We start from the raw sequence: 16,759 nt of genomic DNA on the forward strand, positions 1-16,759 counted from the left end.
CCCCTCTCGCTGTCTCCTGCCCTGTTTGGCGACCGCCCAAACAGGACAGAATCTGAGAAGTGCTCGCGGGCTCCCACAGCGGGCCGGAGAGGACCTGGAAATCGAGCCACCCGAAGGTGTTCGTCTGCCCGTATCCGATCCGGAGCCGTGGAGAGGCACGGTTCGCTGACACCAGACTTACGTACCTAACGGTGCGGGCTCGCAGGGCAGCAAATCTCCCCGAATTACCGGGACAGGCCAGGGAGAATAACCCGGTGGCGCTCAGGAGCGAAGCGGGGCGAGAATTTTCGGAGCCGTAGGCCGCGAAGCGCCGGCGGTTGCGCGGAGGTCACCGCCGGTCACAATCGGAAAGCCACGCAGCGCGGCCATCGAGGAGATGTTCACGATCCGGCCGCCGCCGCGCTCGATCATGTTCGGGATGACGGCCCGCATGCCGAGCCACACGCCTTTGAGGTCGGTGCCGATGACGTGGTCCCACGCCTCCTCGGTGAGTCCGACGACGCTGTCCTCGCTGAGCATGTTGACCACCCCGGCCACGTTGGCGAGCAGATCGACGCGGCCGTGACGCTCGATCACTTCGCGGACGGTGTCGGCCCAGTTCGCGGGGACGCGCACATCGAGCAGGTGGGCCTCGGCCTTGCCGCCGGCCGCGAGGATGGCGTCGACCGTCGCCCCGGCGTCCTGGATGTCCGCCGTGATCACCGTTGCGCCGTCGGCTGCCAACCGCTGGGCGGTGGCCGCGCCGATTCCCTGCGCGGCGCCGGTGACGATCGCGATCTTCCCGTTCAGTGTCATCGTCGACTTCCTTCCGTTCAGTGGAGGTCCGACGCTCTCGATGTGATACAGAGCACGTCGGTGAGGTCGACGGCAGGGAGGCGTTACGTCTCGCGACAGTGCCGCGCGGGACGTGTTTGGAGCCGCGCACAACGGAGTGCCGGCTGCCGTGCGGCGACATCGTGGGATGGCAGCGGAGTTCCTTCACTGATTCGAGCGGGGCGTTGTGTGCGACTTCCTCGTGAAAGTCGCACACCACCTCCCCGTCACCGAACGGGAGTGCGCCTACGGCAGTCCCGTCCGGATCACGGTCAGGTGCCGCAGAACGTTCGGAAGGTGTCGCTGAATCCCCGTGGCGCCGGGAGGGCGTACTCGGCCCACTCGTCGCGGCGGTCGAAGGGATGCGTGACGACCTCGAGCAGCTCCTCGAAGGGTGCGAGGTCCCCGGCGGTGCCGGCACGCAGGGCCGCATCGACCTGATGGTTCCGCGGGATGTACAGGGGGTTGACGCGGTCCATCGCGTCCGCCGTCTCCGCTGACCCGCTCCCCTGCTGCTGCAGGGCATTTCGCCAGCGCATCAGCCACGGCCCGATGTGCTCGCGCGGCACGAGTTCGTCGAGCGGCGCCGCATTTCCGCGAAGTTCGTCGGCGAGCGCCCGGAAGCTCCCCGTCCAGTCGGCACCGTGCTCGGCCATCAGGGCCAGCAGGTCGTCGATCAGCGACCGCTCGAGCGACGCACCGGAGAGACCGAGCTTCGCCGCCATCCCGGCTGTGTAGTGGTTTTCGTAGCGCTCCTCGAAGCTGCCGAGGACGGCGGTGACCGCGGTGATCGCGTCGTCGGGCGTCGAATCGACCAGCCGCAACAGGGTTTCCGCGAACCGCGCAAGATTCCACTTCAGCACGGCGGGCTGGTTGCCGAACGCGTAGCGGCCGCTGTGGTCGATGGAACTGAATACCGCCGCCGGGTCGAACGCGTCGAGGAAGGCGCACGGACCGTAGTCGATGGTCTCGCCCGAGATGGTGGTGTTGTCGGTGTTCATCACCCCGTGTACGAATCCGGTGAGCATCCATCGCGCCACCAGCGAGGCCTGCGCCTCCAGTACCGCCTCGAAGAAGGCCAGGTAGCGATTGTCCTTCCCCGTCGCGGGCAGGTCGGTCAGCCCCGGATAGTGGCGGGCGATCGTGTAGTCGGCCAGCGACTTCAGGATCTCGCCCCGCCGGACCGCGAACTCGAAGGTGCCCACCCGCAGGTGACTGGACGCGACCCGCGCGAGCACGGCACCGGGTTCGAAGCCGTTGCGGTGGACCGGCCGACCGGTCGCCACCACCGCCAGCGCGCGGGTGGTGGGGATGCCGAGCGCGTGCATGGCCTCGCTGACGAGGTATTCGCGCAGCATCGGTCCGACGACCGCGAAGCCGTCGCCGCCACGGGAGAACGGGGTGGGCCCCGAGCCCTTGAGATGCAGGTCCACGCGCCCGCCGGCACCGTCCCCGAGTTCGCCGAGCAGCAACGCCCGACCGTCCCCGAGGAGCGGGGCGTACCCACCGAACTGGTGACCTGCGTACGCCATCGCGACCGGCTTCGATCCGACCGGCACCGCCGAGCCGGTCAGGACGGCGACGCCGTCGTCGCTGCGCAGCGAGGCCGCGTCCAACCCCAGCGACCCTGCGAGCTCCTCATTGAGCACGAGCAGTTTCGGGTCCGGCACCTCGGCACCCTGCCACGGCACCGACAACCCGCCCATCTCGTCGACGAAGGTGCTCTCGAGACCGGACACCGCGGTACTCGTGCCTACTGGGACATCCGGAATTGCAGCCATCACTCGAGAGTAACCACCGCGGCAGGCATCCCTCCCGCGCACGCTCGCCGGGCATCGTCGAGAACCCCGACGACCTGCGTTGTCCTGGACCTCGGATCAACTGAACGTGGACTTCAGGTAGGTGGTGACACCGTCGGCGTCGGGCTCACCCTGCCGGAATCCGAGATAGCCGTCGGGCCGCACCACGAACACGCTGCTGTGACCGCTCATCCCGTAGGCCTGCGCGAACTCGCCGTCCCGGTCCCGGACGAGCGGCAGAACGGTGTCGTCGACCGCCGCCTCGGGGGACGCGACGAGGTAGGTGTCGAGGTGTCCGTGTGCGGCCGCGGCGGCCGCGGCAGCGACCGCTTCGAGATGCGCCAGCTCCTCAGGGCCGACGGACCGATCGGCGTACAGCACGAGCGTGTGACGTTCCCCGCCGAGGAGGGTGAACAGCCGGAACGGGAACGACACGGCGTCGCGGGTGAGGCCGCGCGCGTCGGGTGCCCGCGACCCCGGTGCGGCCGAGGAGCCGTCGTCGTCGCCTGCGACGAGCGGACTGTCCGCGTAGCGGATGAGCAGCTGCGCCTCCCGGCGGATCACGTAGCCGGGATCGGTCTCCCCCGCGCCGATGCCTTCGCGTGCGCTGCGCACAGTCCGGCCCACGACCTCCTCACCGACCGGGCGTCGTTCCGCGTCGTAGGTGTCGGTCAGTCCGGGCGCGCCGACGCCGGCCACCGCGAGCGCGAGTTTCCATGCCAGGTTGTGCGCGTCCTGGATGCCGGTGTTCATGCCCTGCGCGCCGGTCGGCGGATGAATGTGTGCGGCGTCGCCCGCCACGAACACCCGCCCGCGCCCGTAGGAATCGACGATGCGGTGGTTGATCTTGAATACCGACGACCAGCGCAGGTTCGACGCGCGGACCGGTTCGGGCGAGAGACGATCGAGAACGGCCTGGATGTGGTGCAATTCGGGCTTGCGGCCACCTTCGAATCCGTGCTCGACGTTGTCGGCGGACGCGGTACCTGCCGCGAGTTCGTCGGGCACCAGCATCGACATGCGGTAGCGGCGCCTGCCGGGCAACGGGATGCACACCAGCAGGTCGTCGGTGACGCCGTCGGTGACGTGCATCGACCGGATGCCCCATCCGTGGGGCTGCGACCAGTCGACCTCGACATCACCGAGCATGTACTGCTCGGTGAACGCCGCGCCCTCGAAGGTCAGGCCCAGGGTCTTGCGCACCACACTGTGCGCGCCGTCGCACCCGGCGAGGTACTGTGCGCGGACCGTCTCGTCGCCGTCCGGTCCGGTGAGCACGGCAGTCACACCGTCGTGGTCCTGCTCGAACGACGTCAGCCGCGTTCCCCGCTCGACCCGGGTGCCGAGCGACCGCAACCGTTCGGCGAGGACACGTTCGGTCTCGTACTGCGGGATACCGACGAAGCCGAAGGGCACGTCCGGCGGCAGCGACAGCTCGAGTCGCATCTGCTCGGCCCCGTTCACGTAGACGATCTGACCCCGCATCCGGATGGCGGCATCGAGGATGGGGCGGAGCACACCCATGGCCTCGAACACCTCCAGGGTGCGGGGCTGCACACCGACCGCCTTCGCGTACCGCGGTGGCTCCAGGAGCGGGTCGACGATACGGCAGTCGACGCCCCGCCTGCGCAATTCGATTGCCGCGGTGAGACCTATCGGGCCTGCGCCCACCACCAACACGTCGGGATCGGACACGGGCACCGCCTCACCACGAGAAAGTTCATCGCCCAGTATGCGCAGGGGGCGCGGGGCCGGTGGCACGATTCGTCCGAATCCCGGAATCGGTGTCGTCAGCACGTTTCGCGACGGCCGTGCAGGTCACCTCAGGTCGGGACGTGTGCTCCGAGGAAGTCGTCGATCGCCTGCACGACCTCCGCGGTCTGTTCGTCGTGTGGGTTGTGCCCGGCGTGATCGATGATCCGCAGTGACGAGCCGGGAATGCCGGCCGCCAGCTCATGCTGGCATTGCGGTGGGAAGACGAAGTCGTCGCGGCCGCCGAGAACCAGGGTGGGGACTGCGATCTCGCCGAGACGGTCGACGATCGACCAGCCCTTCAGCAGGTGGCGACCGGCGAAGATGAGCGGCTCGGGCCTCGGTCTCGAACGCCACGCGCCGGTTGCGAGTTCGCGGGCCAGCACCCCGAGGCTGTAGTGGTGAAAGTATGCGCGCCCGATCCGGGCGAAGATCGGGTAGTACTCGCGGGGAGTGAACTCGCCGGTGAACCAGCGCCGGACCAACTCGGCGTCCGCGCGACCGAAGCCGCGTTCGAGGACGACCTCGGCCGCGTTGTGCCGTTGCCAGCGACTGTCGGCGCCGACATCGAGCAGGACGAGGTTCGTGACGCGGTCGGGGTGGCGCAACGCGTACTCGAGCGCGACCTGCCCGCCGAACGAGTGCCCGAGCACCGCCCACCGCTCGAAACCGAGATGTTCACGCAGAGCGTCGGCGTCCGCAGTCAGGTTCTCCCAGGTCATCGACTCGACGGGCGCCCCGACCGAGCGTCCGTTGCAGCGATGGTCGTAGAAGACGAGGGTGTATCGATCCGCGAACGTGCGCAGGGACTGCATCGTCCACAAGTCGGCGGACGGTCCGCCGTGCATGATCACCAGCGGCGGACCCTGCCCGACGACATCGACGTAGAGGTGGGTGTCCCGAATCGCAATGCGGCCGGGTCGAACGCGGCGCAGGCCGGCTCGTGAGGTGGCCCGCCGCCCGGCCGAGTCCGTCGCCGGTGCGGTCGTCGGCTCCGGTGTTCGACAGGCTCGTTCGATGTTGCGTTTGAGAACACTCAACATGCGCGCCTGCATGATCCACACGACCGGGGGGAAGAGCCAGAAATACACGAACTGTGCCACCCGGCGCGGACGGCCTGCCTGATACCCGCTGACGAGAAGGCGCGTGCGCCGGCCGGGCAACTCCGTCAGCTGAAAGCCCCACCATCCTTCGAGATAGGCGGGCGGGCGAGGTCGCCGGGGATCGAGGGTTTGTCCCCGCAGATCGCTCAGTCCGTGGAGACCGAGAAAACGGTTCTCTTCCAGCGTCGCAACGGTATACGCGTTTCGGGGCCCCGCACCGGGCAGCCAGTACTCGAGGGTGTCTCCGCACCGGAGGTCCTGCCACTCCGGATGAACCCGCCGCGCGCTGGAACGGCCCGCGTTGTCCAGGTGATCCCACGAGTACCAGCCGCCCCGGTTCCAGCCCATCTGCACCAACCACGGCCAGACCTGCTCGGGCGGTGCGTCGATGGTCACGGCCATGGCTCCCGATCTGTCGCCGTCGGGCACCATCTCGGCGCCGGGAAACGGTCCCGTGAGTTCGTTGCCGGTGGCTCCCCATCGCACGAGCCGGGGGCGTATCAGGCCTGCGTAGATCGCGGCCGCCGCGGCGCCCGTGATCGCAACGGCCGGTGCGATTGCCATGAGTTCAGCGTGCGCGCGTTCGTCGAGAGTGCGCAAGGGTGCGGTGGTCCCGTGGTCGTCGACACCGATTCCGATTCCCGATCGGCGGCGCCGAGTACGTTGGAAATATGGATGTGGCTACGGACCCCGGGCACGCTTCTGGCAGCGACGACGTGTCGCAAGCGCGAGTGGTGGTCGGCGTCGACGGATCGGACTCGTCGATCGACGCGCTGCGTTGGGCGGCCCGGCTGGCGCCTTCGCTCGGTGCCACAATCGACGCGACTATCGCGTGGCACCCTGCACACACCTACGGCTTCTACCCGTATCCGGCCGACTACCGCCCCGATCAGGAGGCCGCCGAGATGCTCTCGGACGCGATTGCCGGCGCATTCGATGGCGTCCCACCGGCCGGGATTGTCGAATCGGTGCGCGAAGGGCACCCCTCGCAGGTGCTGATCGATGCCGCCCGCCACGCGCAGATGCTCGTCCTCGGCAGTCGTGGCCACGGCGGGTTCTCCGGTCTGCTGCTGGGCTCGGTCAGCGCCTACTGCGCCGAACACGCCCCCTGTCCGGTTCTGGTGGTGCGCGCGGAAGCCGGAACCTCCGAGCAGTGACGGGAACCGGGACCATGCCGTAGCTGCGGATCCTGCGTCGAAGGCCCGGGCCGATGGTTCGCTACGGTCGATGATCGGTTCGCTACGGTCGATGATCGCGGTGGGGAGTGCGACAGATCAGAACCGGGCAGGGACAGTGATGGGCCAGCGCACGGCTGACCGAGCCGTAGAGTGCCCCCGCGATCCGACCTCGGCCGTGGCTGCCCACGACGATCAGCTGCGCGCCCTCGGCGCTCGCGCGCAGAACGTGCACCGGTGCCCCCTCCACCACGGCCTCGGTGGTCGGTACCTCGGGGAACCGGCGGCGGGCGAAGGAAAGCCGCTGCTCGAGCAGCCGATGGGCGTCCCGGGCGAGGGCATCGCGGTCAACGAGGTATTCGACGGTCACGTCCCCGACCTCATGATGGACGGACCAGACGCGGACGGCGTGCACCGGCGCCTGCCACAACTGGGCCAGTTCGAATGCTCCGAGTACGGCGGCGTCGCTGAGCTCGCTGCCGTCGATCCCCACCACCACCGCCCGCCGGTCGGGAACCTGTCCTGCTCGCCCGTGCCAGATCACAGCCGGGCACACCGATCGCTCGGCGATGTCGAGATAACTTGATGCGAGGAACGCTGCGAGAGCACCTCCGCCGCTGCCGGGCAGCACAAGCATTCGGGAGTCGATGCTTGCGGCGGTCACCACCTCCGCGGCGCGAGACCGGCGGGCCATTCCTCGTCGATGTCCAGATCCGGGTACCGGGCTCGGACGGCAGCGGCATGGTCGGGTGTCGAGGTAGCTGCCTCCAGGTTCGGGACGTCCGCAGCCGGCAAGGAGGAAATCCCACCGGAGGTGGTTTCGCGACACAGTTCAGGACGGAGGTGCACCAGGCGCAGCGTCCACCGTCTCCGCTCCGCTGTGGCCGCGGCCCACATCGAGGCGTTGCCGGCGTCGCCGGAACAGTCCATTGTCACGGTGACCACAGGATTCGCGCTGCTCATCTCCGCTCTCCCGTTCGTCGGTGCAGCGACCAGTCCTCTCCCATCGAGGGCGGAACGGACCACATGCTGCGCTCGGTCAGGTGGGTCAGATCGTCGAGATGCTCGCTGGTTGTCAGCGATAGTCCGCGGGCGATCCGCGAGAACCGCACCCGGCGGCGCCGGCTCAGCGTGATCGGTCAGCCGCGGACGGTGTCGGGGGCCAGTTCGGCGATCAGCGCCTCGACGCGGGTTCTGATGTTGTCGCGGATCGGGCGCACCGACTCGACGCCCTTGCCGGCGGGGTCCTCGAGTACCCAGTCGCGGTAGCTCTTGCCGGGAAAGACCGGGCAGGTGTCCCCGCAGCCCATGGTGATCACCACGTCGGAGGCTTCCACGGCGTCGGTGGTGAGGATCTTCGGGGATTGGGTGGAGATGTCGATGCCGACCTCGGCCATGGCCTGCACGGCGGCAGGGTTGACCTGATCGGCCGGTGCGCTTCCGGCGGAGCGGACCTCGATCGCGTCGCCGGCGAGGGCGGCGAGGAATCCGGCGGCCATTTGGGAGCGGCCGGCGTTGTGCACGCAGACGAACAGCACGGACGGTTTGGTGGTCATCGAAGAACCTTTCGGGCGTCAGGCGGTGGGAATGTCGGTGGAGTGGGCGGGCAGATCGGCGGCTATCCCGGGGTGGAGACGGCGAAGCGTTTGCGCAGGGCGAGCGAAACGTAGACCAGGCCGACGAGGACGGGCACCTCGATGAGCGGCCCGACGACGCCCGCGAGGGCCTGCCCGGAGGTGACGCCGAAGGTGGCGATGGCCACGGCGATGGCGAGTTCGAAGTTGTTGCCGGCCGCGGTGAACGCGAGGGTGGTGGTGCGTTCGTAGCTCAGCCCGGCGAGCTTGCCGAGGACGAATCCGCCGCCCCACATGAGCGCGAAGTACGCGAGCAGCGGCAGGGCGATGCGGGCAACGTCGAGCGGTTGCGAGGTGATCCGATCGCCTTGCAGGGCGAACAGGATCACGATGGTGAACAGCAGCCCGTACAGCGCCCACGGGCCGATGCGCGGCAGGAAGGTCTGTTCGTACCAGGTGCGGCCCTTGGCCTTCTCGCCGAACCGGCGGGTGAGGTATCCGGCGAGCAGGGGGATGCCGAGGAAGATCAGCACCGACTTGGCGATCTGCCACGGCGAGACGTCGAGTGTGGTCTGTTCGAGGCCGAGCCAGCCGGGTAGCACCGACAGGTAGAACCAGCCGAGGACGGCGAACATGAGCACCTGGAACACCGAGTTGATCGCCACCAGGACCGCGGCGGCTTCGCGGTCACCGCAGGCGAGGTCGTTCCAGATGATCACCATCGCGATGCAGCGGGCCAGACCGACGATGATCAGGCCGGTGCGGTACTCGGGCAGATCCGGCAGCAGCAGCCAGGCCAGGGCGAACATCAGCGCCGGGCCGACGATCCAGTTCAGCACCAGGGAGGTGACCAGCAGCCGGCGGTCGCCGGTGACGGTGTCCAGCCGGTCGTACCGGACCTTGGCCAGCACCGGATACATCATGATCAGCAGGCCGAGCGCGATCGGCAGGGAGATCCCGTCGACCTCGATGAAACTCAAAGCCTCGCCCAGGCCTGGGATCAGCCGGCCCAGCAGCAGACCGGCAGCCATCGCCACACCGATACAAGCCGGCAGGAACCGGTCGAGGGTGGAGAGTCCGGCGACGACGGGATTGTGGGTCGCGGTGCTCACGAGACGGTCTTTTCGAGACGAGCGGGCGGGACGGTAGCGCAGGCAGAGTCGGACAGCACGCCGGATTCGACGGCCAACACGGCCGAGAGCCGGTCGAGCGCCGACGGGATGACCCGGTAGTACACCCAGGTGCCGCGGCGCTCGCAGTCCAGAAGCCCGGCCTCGCGCAGCACCTTCAGGTGGTGGGAGATGGTCGGTTGGGACAGGTCGAACGCCGGGGAGATGTCGCACACGCAGCTCTCGCCGCCGGTGTGGCTGGCGATCAGGCTCAGCATCCGCAGGCGAACGGGATCACCCAGGGCCTTGAACATCCGCGCCAGATCACCTGCCCAGTCGGAGGTGAGGGGTGCACGGGCCAGCGGCGGGCAGCACGGTTCGCCCCGGTTCGACGATTGATTCGGCATGCGTCTATATTGACGGTTGTCGAACTACAGCGTCAAACGAACAGCCGGTGAACCGGCCGGATATGAAAGGACTCGCCCCTGTGCCCACCCCCTCGGTGCTGTTCGTCTGCGTGAAGAACGGCGGAAAGTCCCAGATGGCCGCAGCGTTGATGCGTAAAGCAGCCGGCAACCGCATCGCCGTGTACTCGGCCGGGACCGACCCGGGAACCGCACTCAACGCCCTGTCCGTGAAGGTCCTCGACGAGGTCGGCGCCCCCGTTGCCGGCGAACACCCGAAACCGATCGATCCGCAGCGACTGCGCACCGTCGACCTGATCGTCACCCTGGGCCGCGAAGCCCACCTCGACGCCCCCGCCGGCGCGGTCGTGGAGAACTGGGACACCGACGAACCGTCCGACCGCGGCATCGACGGGATCGAACGCATGCGCCTGGTCCGCGACGACATCGCCGCCCGTGTCCACACCCTGGCCGCCCGCCTGCTCGACCCTATCCCCGCCCCCAACCGACATCCCTCCAGGAGGAACCCCGTGCCCACCATCGCGGTCTTCGAACCCGCCCTCTGCTGCAACACCGGCGTGTGCGGCGACGACGTCGACCAGAACCTGGTGACCTTCACCGCCGACCTGGCCTGGCTGACCGACCGGGGTGCGGCCATCACGCGCCACAACCTCGCCAACGATCCGCTCGCCTTCGCTCATCACCCGATCGTGAAGCGGTTTCTGGAACTGTCCGGCTCGGCCGGGCTGCCGCTGGTCCTCGTCGACGACGTCACCGTGCTCACCGGCCGCTACCCGGACCGGGCCGAACTCGTCTCGTGGGCCGGCCTCGACATCCCGGCCGCCCCGACCGGTGCCACGATCCTGGCCCTCGACGACACCACCGACGCCGGCTCCTGCTGCGGCCCCACCGGATGCTGCTGACCGACCCCCTTCCGTCACCGATTCGCCCGCGCTCGAGGAGTCTTCACCCATGGCAGCTTCCGACACGAAATTCCTGACCGATCTGCCCCGGTTCGTGTTCTTCACCGGCAAGGGTGGTGTCGGCAAGACCTCCATCGCGTGTGCCTCCGCACTCGCACTCACGCGCGTCGGGAAAACGGTGCTGCTGGTCTCCACCGATCCGGCCTCGAACGTCGGGCAGGTCTTCGGCCTGACGATCGGCAACACGATCACCGCGATCGAGTCGGTGCCGGGGCTGTCGGCTCTGGAAATCGATCCCGAACAGGCCGCCGAGGCGTATCGCGACCGTATCGTCGGCCCGGTGCGCGGGCTGCTACCCGAGGCGGAGATCGCCTCGATCACCGAACAGCTCTCCGGCTCGTGCACCACCGAGGTCGCCTCCTTCGACGAATTCACCGCCCTGCTCACCGATCCCGACGAACAGCTCTCCCAGTTCGATCACGTGCTGTTCGACACCGCCCCCACCGGCCACACCATCCGGCTGCTGCAACTGCCCGGCAACTGGACCGACTTCCTCGCCGCGGGCAAGGGCGACGCCTCATGCCTGGGACCGCTGGCCGGGCTCGACAAGCAGAAGGCCATGTATGCCGCTGCCGTGGCCGCCCTCGCAGATCCGGATCGCACCCGCCTGGTGCTCGTCGCCCGCCCGTCCCGCTCGGCTCTGAACGAGATCGACCGCACTCACACCGAGCTGGCCGCCCTCGGCCTCGGCCGGCAGTACGTCGTCGTCAACGCGGTGCTCCCCGCACCGGTCGACGACACCGACCCCCTCGCCGCCGCGGTCCATCGCCGCGAGCAGGCCGCGCTGGCCGCCCTGCCCGCCCCGCTGGCGGCGCTGCCGCAGGATCGGCTCGAGCTCAAGGCCGCCAACATGGTCGGTCTCGACGCGCTCGCGCGCCTGTTCGACACCGCTTCGGGCGCCGTCGATAGCGCGCCGGCCCGCGATATCGGTGAGATGCCGGACCTGGCCGACGCGCCGCTGCGCGCCCTGATCGACGAGATCGAGGTGGACGGGCACGGATTGGTGATGTGCATGGGCAAGGGCGGGGTCGGCAAGACCACCGTCGCCGCCGCGATCGCCGTGGCTCTGGCCGAACGTGGCCATCCGGTGCACCTGACCACCACCGATCCGGCCGCACACCTGACCGATACCCTCCGCGGTGGCATCGAACACCTCCACGTCTCGCGCATCGATCCGGCCGAGGCCGCCCGCGCCTACCAGGACCGGGTGATGGCCACCAAGGGCGCGCACCTCGACGAGGCGGGCCGCGCAACCCTCGCCGAGGATCTGCGCTCGCCGTGCACCGAGGAAGTTGCCGTCTTCCAAGCATTTTCGAAGGTGATTCAGGAGTCGCGTCACACGTTCGTCGTCGTCGACACCGCCCCCACCGGGCACACCCTGTTGCTGCTCGACGCCACCGGCTCCTACCACCGCGAGATCACCCGTCAGATGGGCCAGGGCCTGCACTACACCACCCCGCTGATGCGGCTGCAGGACCCCGACTCCACCAAGGTCCTGCTGATCACCCTCGCCGAAACCACTCCCGTGCTCGAAGCGGCCGCACTGCAGGACGACCTGCAGCGCGCCGACATCCATCCCTGGGCGTGGGTGATCAACAACTGCGTCGCCGCGGCCGCGCCCATCTCGCCGCTGCTGCGCCGACGCGCCGACGCCGAACTCGAGCAGATCGAGACCGTCCGTACCCGCCTGTCCGACCGCTGTACCGTCATTCCCCTGCTGCCCACGGAACCGGTCGGTGTGCCCGCCCTTGCGGCTCTCACTGCGGCCACCGCGGCGGTCCCGCTGCCGTAGCGAGGGCCGCGCCGGATGTGGTTGCGTCCGTGCACCGGTACCGTCGTCTGTGGAAGAGACCCCGCGCCTCGCGCGCCCCCCCCTTTTCCGAAGGACCAACCATGACCAGCGCCTCGAACACCTCGACGGTCGCCGCGCCCGCCCTCACCACCGAAGAGGTGTGGCGCGAGTTCGGCACGCAGCTGCGTGCGTTCGTGCACCGCCGCATCGCCGATCCGGACCGCGCCGACGACGTGCTCGGTGAGATCCTGCTGCGCATCCACACCCACCTCGGTCACGTCGAGGACCGCGACCATCTGCTGCGCTGGATGTATCGGATCGCCCGCACGACCATCGTCGACCACTACCGCCGCAGCGCCCGCGAACGCAACCGGTTCGTGCCCCTGACCGGTGACGAGCCCAACCCCACCGCCCCGGACTCGGACGACGACCCGGACGATGCGTTGCGCGAACTCGCCGTCTGTGTCCGGCCGCTGCTGACCGGATTGTCGCCCGAGCAGCGACGCGCCGTCGAACTGACCGACCTCGACGGACTGACGCAGGCGCGCGCCGCCGACCTCGAACACGTGTCACTGTCCGGGATGAAATCGCGCGTCCAGCGCGGCCGGCGCAAGCTGGCCGAGTTGCTCGGCCGCTGCTGCGAACTGAACCTCGACGCCCACGGGATGCCGATGGACTACTCCGCACCGGCCGGCTGCCGCTGCGCCGGGAACCCCGACTGAATCTCGAGCCACGCCGGTGTGGGGCGCCGTCATCTTGCGGCGTCCCACACCGCTGAGGTCATCCGCAGCAGACGCTGCCGGCCGAGATGTCCTGGGCGGTGGCGTCCTGCTCGGCGGCGTCCTGACCGTTGCACGCGACCTCACACGCCGAGGTCGTCAGGCCGTCGGGGTTCGCGGGGGCGTCGTCGGTCACGACATAGAACTCCCACCATCCGTTGGGCACGTCCGGTGCCTCGACGAACACCTTGTCCTGCACCGCGTGGCAGCACAGATCCTTCTCGGCCACCGTCGCGGTGAGTCCCGCATCCCGGAACCGGGCCAACGCTGCGGAGACGTCGTCGGAACTCTGCGCCTCGACACCGAGATGATTCAGGTGCTCCCCTGCACCGGGGTTTTCGATCAGGACCAGTTTCAGTGGCGGATCCTCGACCAGGAAGTTGGCGTATCCGGCGCGCTGCTTGTGCGGCGGCACCCCGAACAGAGTCGAGTAGAACGCGGTCGCCGATGCCACATCCTCGACGTTGAGGGCGAGTTGAACTCGGGTGGTAGGGCTTGTCGATTTCGGCATTGTCGTCACCTCTCGGGATTCGGACACCGGCCCGCTCGTCCCCGTCGGACGGTCGTCACCGCGTGTCCCCCCCTACTGACGCCGGCCGGCCCCCGAGGACGCAGCTCGGCCGCGGTGACGAAAGCGGTGACGAAAGCGGTGACACCGCCGGTGGGTGTACCCCTCTTGTCGCTACACCCCCCGGGGTGGCCTCGGTTTCGGTAGGTACCCCGAACCCCTTCTTCTGCAGCACCGTTCCCGTCAGGAAGTGTGTGCGCCGGCCGGCGGGATACGGCAACTCGCCCGCCCCAGACCGGCCTTCTCCATGATCAGGCTCGCGGGGCACCATCCGACCGCGGAGTAGAAGAGCAGGTTGGCGCCCACGAATCCGGTGAGGAGGAGCCACCAGGGCGAGAACACCAACGTCAGTCCCACACTCAGCAGGACCATCACGCCGGCCATGAGTGGAACAACGCGTTCGACTGTCCAACTCTCTTGACGAGGCAGACTTTTCACGGGCATCTCCCCTTCTTGCGGAACAACGAACACCCAATATACCCCCTGGGGTATGCATGGTGAGGTGATCCCCACCATGCATACCCCATCGCATCAGCCGTGCGAGAAGCTGATGTTCGGCAGGATCCGGCGGAGCCAGGCCGGTGACCACCAGGCCGCGTGGCCGGTCAGGCGCAGCAGCACCGGGAGCAGCACGAGGCGGATGAAGACCGCGTCGAGCAGGACGGCAACACCGAGGATGATGCCCATCTCCTTCGGCGGCAGCGGTTCGGCGAGAGCGAAGGTGAAGAACACCGCCACCATGACCGCCGCCGCGGCAGCGATGACCCGGCCGGAGTGCGCGAGACCCATGACGTGCGCGACCTTCGGGTCACCCGATTCCTCGTAGTGTTCCTTGGCGGTCGAGAGCAGGAACACCGTGTAGTCCATCGCGATGGCGAAGATCATCGCGAAGAAGAACACCGGGCCCCAGCCGTCGAGGAAGCCCTGCGGGGTGAAGCCGAGGAGACCGGCGCCGTGTCCGTCCTGGAAGATCAGCTTGGCGACTCCGAACGCAGCCGCGGTAGAGAGCAGGCTGACCACCGTGCCGAGGATGGCAATCAGCGGAGCCTGCAGCGCGACCAGCAGCAACAGGAACCCGAGTGCGAGAATGACGCCGACGATCACGGGCAGATAGTCGTTGAGCGCCTGCTGCAGGTCGAGGTTCTCTGCGGGTGCGCCGCCGACCAGGGCCTGCGATGGCAGGTCGGAACGCAACCGGTCCAGGATCGAGCCCATCGCATTGTCCGACGGGTCGACGTTCGGGACGGCCTGCAGCATCACAAAGTCGGAGCCGTCCATGGCCGGCATCGGCGGGGTGACCATCGCGATGCCTTCGGTCGCCCGCGCCGCGGCCGCAGTCGAGTCGGCCTCGGACGTCGGAGCGATGATCTGGAGCATGCCCGGTGCGCCCTCGCCCATCTGAGCCTGGACGAGTTCATAGCCCTGACGGACAGGGGCATCGGTCGGCACGACCTGGATCGAGGGCATTGCAACCTTGAGCCCCAACGCCGGAACCGACAGCGCGATCAGCACCACGAGCGATCCGATGGCGAACGGCCAGGGATGCTTGTGCAGCAGGTTGCCCCACGCCTCGAACTTCGGGGACCGGTGCTGCTGCCGCTTGGCGAACGGGAGCGAGCCGGCGTTGACCTTGGGGCCGAGCTTGCCCAGCACCGCCGGGAGCAGCGTCAGGGTCGCAGCAAGAACGAACGTCACCGCGAGCATGATCCCGACAGCCATGGTCCGGACCGCGGGGGCGGGCACCAGCAGCACGGCGGACAGGCTCACCAGCACCGTCAGGCCCGACAACACGACAGCCTTGCCGGCGGTGTCCATCGTCTCGGCGACCGCCGCGCGCGGATCACCCCCCTTGCTCAGTGCGTCTCGGAACCGCGCAACGATGAACAGGGCGTAGTCGATACCGAGCGCGAGCGCAAACATCATCGCAAAGTTCATGGCCCACACCGAGATCGGCGTGACCGTGTTGAGCAGGACCAACCCACCGGCCGAGGCGACCAGTCCCGCCAAGGTGAGCAGCAACGGCAATCCGGCGGCGACGAGGGAGCCGAAGGCGAGCACCATGATCGCGAGCGTCACGGGCCAGGAGAACATCTCGGCCTTGATCATCGCGTCGTGGTTGGCCTTGTTGAAGTCGCTCCACAGCGCGGACGCCCCGGTTGGGTAGACCCCGATGCCATCCCCGGACAGGGCGGTGAGCTCGCCCTTGAGTTCGTCGACGGCCTTGACCATATCGTCGGTGCTCGCGTTCGCACCGGCGATCAGGATTCCGGTGTGGCCGTCCGGGCTGATCGACATGCCGGGCACAGGCGCGATGACCTCACCGAACCGTGGGTCGGCCGTGAACACCGCGGTGGCCTCGCCGAGGACTTGCTGCACCGCAGGATCGGAGACATCCCTGGTGTCCGAGTGCACGACGACCTGGACCGCGGCGGAGGAATTTCCGCCGAAGTGCTCCTGGGCGAGCTCGCGGACCTGCACGGATTCCGAGCCGTTCGCCTGCCAGCCGGCGCCGGCGAGTGAACTGAACACGGTGGGTGCGGCAGCCCCGAGCGCCACCAGGGCGATCAGCCACGCGCCGAAAACCCACCTCGCGTGCGTGGCCATGATCGCGCCCATGCGGGCCAGTACGCCGCCCACCACGATTGGCGGGGCGGTTCCAGGTTTCTGCCTCGTCGTCCCCGACGACTGATCGCCGAGGACAGCGTTCTTGCTGCTCAAATCCGAGCTCCTTATACGGATGGGGGTATTTGAAGGGGCGCAGTGCGTCCCGGAGAATTCACACGGCCCCGTCATGGAACCGCCCTCGGGCGGCCGGAATCGCGCGCCGTCGATCCTTACGATATACCCATGGGGGTATCTGATTCCGACGTGGCGGCCGGGTGACGCGAAGGTTCACCGGCGTTCACCA

16 protein-coding genes and 1 pseudogene are annotated in these 16,759 nt (G+C 68.4%); 5 read left to right on the forward strand and 12 right to left on the reverse strand.

Annotation, left to right across the window (positions count from 1 at the left end; all coding sequences use genetic code 11):
• Window positions 1-261 precede the first annotated feature (261 nt).
• The 4 genes from RZ1_RS00890 to RZ1_RS00905 form a co-directional block, all read right to left on the reverse strand.
• Complete coding sequence (locus RZ1_RS00890) at window positions 262-795, reverse strand: SDR family NAD(P)-dependent oxidoreductase (RefSeq protein WP_238071689.1); 534 nt, start codon at window positions 793-795, stop codon at window positions 262-264.
• A 290-nt stretch (window positions 796-1,085) separates the two neighbouring features.
• Window positions 1,086-2,594 carry a protein adenylyltransferase SelO gene (locus tag RZ1_RS00895; RefSeq protein ID WP_072808350.1) on the reverse strand — a complete coding sequence of 503 codons (1,509 nt, stop codon included), beginning with the start codon at window positions 2,592-2,594 and terminating at the stop codon, window positions 1,086-1,088.
• Window positions 2,595-2,690: 96 nt separating this feature from the next.
• Complete coding sequence (locus RZ1_RS00900; RefSeq protein WP_139281736.1) at window positions 2,691-4,307, reverse strand: FAD-dependent monooxygenase; 1,617 nt, start codon at window positions 4,305-4,307, stop codon at window positions 2,691-2,693.
• 128 nt (window positions 4,308-4,435) lie between these two features.
• A complete protein-coding gene (locus RZ1_RS00905) occupies window positions 4,436-6,031 on the reverse strand; it encodes an alpha/beta fold hydrolase (protein ID WP_072808734.1) in 1,596 nt (531 codons plus the stop codon).
• Window positions 6,032-6,138: 107 nt separating this feature from the next.
• Between RZ1_RS00905 and RZ1_RS00910 the strand changes: the two genes are divergently transcribed.
• Entirely contained in the window at window positions 6,139-6,624 is a 486-nt protein-coding gene (locus tag RZ1_RS00910) for a universal stress protein (protein WP_072808354.1), read from the forward strand.
• Window positions 6,625-6,706: 82 nt separating this feature from the next.
• Here the strand turns inward: RZ1_RS00910 and RZ1_RS00915 are convergent, their stop codons facing one another.
• The 5 genes from RZ1_RS00915 to RZ1_RS00935 form a co-directional block, all read right to left on the reverse strand.
• Complete coding sequence (locus RZ1_RS00915; RefSeq protein WP_169917820.1) at window positions 6,707-7,306, reverse strand: universal stress protein; 600 nt, start codon at window positions 7,304-7,306, stop codon at window positions 6,707-6,709.
• Window positions 7,303-7,605: a hypothetical protein gene (locus RZ1_RS00920; RefSeq protein ID WP_072808358.1), complete on the reverse strand. Its 303-nt coding sequence runs from the start codon at window positions 7,603-7,605 to the stop codon at window positions 7,303-7,305. The genes RZ1_RS00915 and RZ1_RS00920 overlap by 4 nt, the downstream gene beginning before the upstream one ends.
• A gap of 176 nt (window positions 7,606-7,781) precedes the next feature.
• Entirely contained in the window at window positions 7,782-8,198 is a 417-nt protein-coding gene (locus RZ1_RS00925; RefSeq protein WP_072808360.1) for an arsenate reductase ArsC, read from the reverse strand.
• Between the two features lie 62 nt (window positions 8,199-8,260).
• Complete coding sequence (arsB, locus tag RZ1_RS00930) at window positions 8,261-9,328, reverse strand: ACR3 family arsenite efflux transporter (protein ID WP_072808362.1); 1,068 nt, start codon at window positions 9,326-9,328, stop codon at window positions 8,261-8,263.
• Window positions 9,325-9,732 carry an ArsR/SmtB family transcription factor gene (locus tag RZ1_RS00935; RefSeq protein ID WP_072808364.1) on the reverse strand — a complete coding sequence of 136 codons (408 nt, stop codon included), beginning with the start codon at window positions 9,730-9,732 and terminating at the stop codon, window positions 9,325-9,327. Before RZ1_RS00935 ends, arsB begins: the two co-directional genes overlap by 4 nt.
• An 80-nt stretch (window positions 9,733-9,812) precedes the next feature.
• On the opposite strand from RZ1_RS00935, the pseudogene RZ1_RS00940 reads away from it, so the two are divergent.
• From RZ1_RS00940 to RZ1_RS00955, 4 genes and pseudogenes are all read left to right on the forward strand, one after another.
• A pseudogene (locus tag RZ1_RS00940) lies at window positions 9,813-10,217 on the forward strand (arsenate-mycothiol transferase ArsC); the annotation flags it as partial.
• A 42-nt stretch (window positions 10,218-10,259) separates the two neighbouring features.
• Window positions 10,260-10,652, forward strand: a complete 393-nt coding sequence (gene arsD / locus RZ1_RS00945; protein WP_072808736.1) for an arsenite efflux transporter metallochaperone ArsD — start codon at window positions 10,260-10,262, stop codon at window positions 10,650-10,652.
• A gap of 49 nt (window positions 10,653-10,701) precedes the next feature.
• On the forward strand, window positions 10,702-12,504 hold the full coding sequence (arsA, locus tag RZ1_RS00950) for an arsenical pump-driving ATPase (RefSeq protein WP_072808366.1): 1,803 nt from the start codon (window positions 10,702-10,704) through the stop codon (window positions 12,502-12,504).
• A gap of 101 nt (window positions 12,505-12,605) precedes the next feature.
• Window positions 12,606-13,226: a sigma-70 family RNA polymerase sigma factor gene (locus tag RZ1_RS00955; protein WP_072808368.1), complete on the forward strand. Its 621-nt coding sequence runs from the start codon at window positions 12,606-12,608 to the stop codon at window positions 13,224-13,226.
• Between the two features lie 58 nt (window positions 13,227-13,284).
• Here RZ1_RS00955 and RZ1_RS00960 read toward each other — a convergent pair whose 3' ends face one another.
• The 3 genes from RZ1_RS00960 to RZ1_RS00970 form a co-directional block, all read right to left on the reverse strand.
• The gene (locus RZ1_RS00960; RefSeq protein WP_072808370.1) at window positions 13,285-13,794 is read right to left on the reverse strand and encodes an ArsI/CadI family heavy metal resistance metalloenzyme; all 510 of its coding nucleotides are present in this window, start codon (window positions 13,792-13,794) and stop codon (window positions 13,285-13,287) included.
• Between the two features lie 240 nt (window positions 13,795-14,034).
• On the reverse strand, window positions 14,035-14,295 hold the full coding sequence (locus RZ1_RS00965; protein ID WP_072808372.1) for a YgaP family membrane protein: 261 nt from the start codon (window positions 14,293-14,295) through the stop codon (window positions 14,035-14,037).
• 87 nt (window positions 14,296-14,382) lie between these two features.
• On the reverse strand, window positions 14,383-16,569 hold the full coding sequence (locus RZ1_RS00970; RefSeq protein ID WP_372481604.1) for an MMPL family transporter: 2,187 nt from the start codon (window positions 16,567-16,569) through the stop codon (window positions 14,383-14,385).
• Between the last annotated feature and the right edge of the window lie 190 nt (window positions 16,570-16,759).

This window comes from Rhodococcus zopfii NBRC 100606 = JCM 9919, from assembly GCF_001895025.1.
GTDB lineage: Bacteria > Actinomycetota > Actinomycetes > Mycobacteriales > Mycobacteriaceae > Rhodococcus > Rhodococcus zopfii.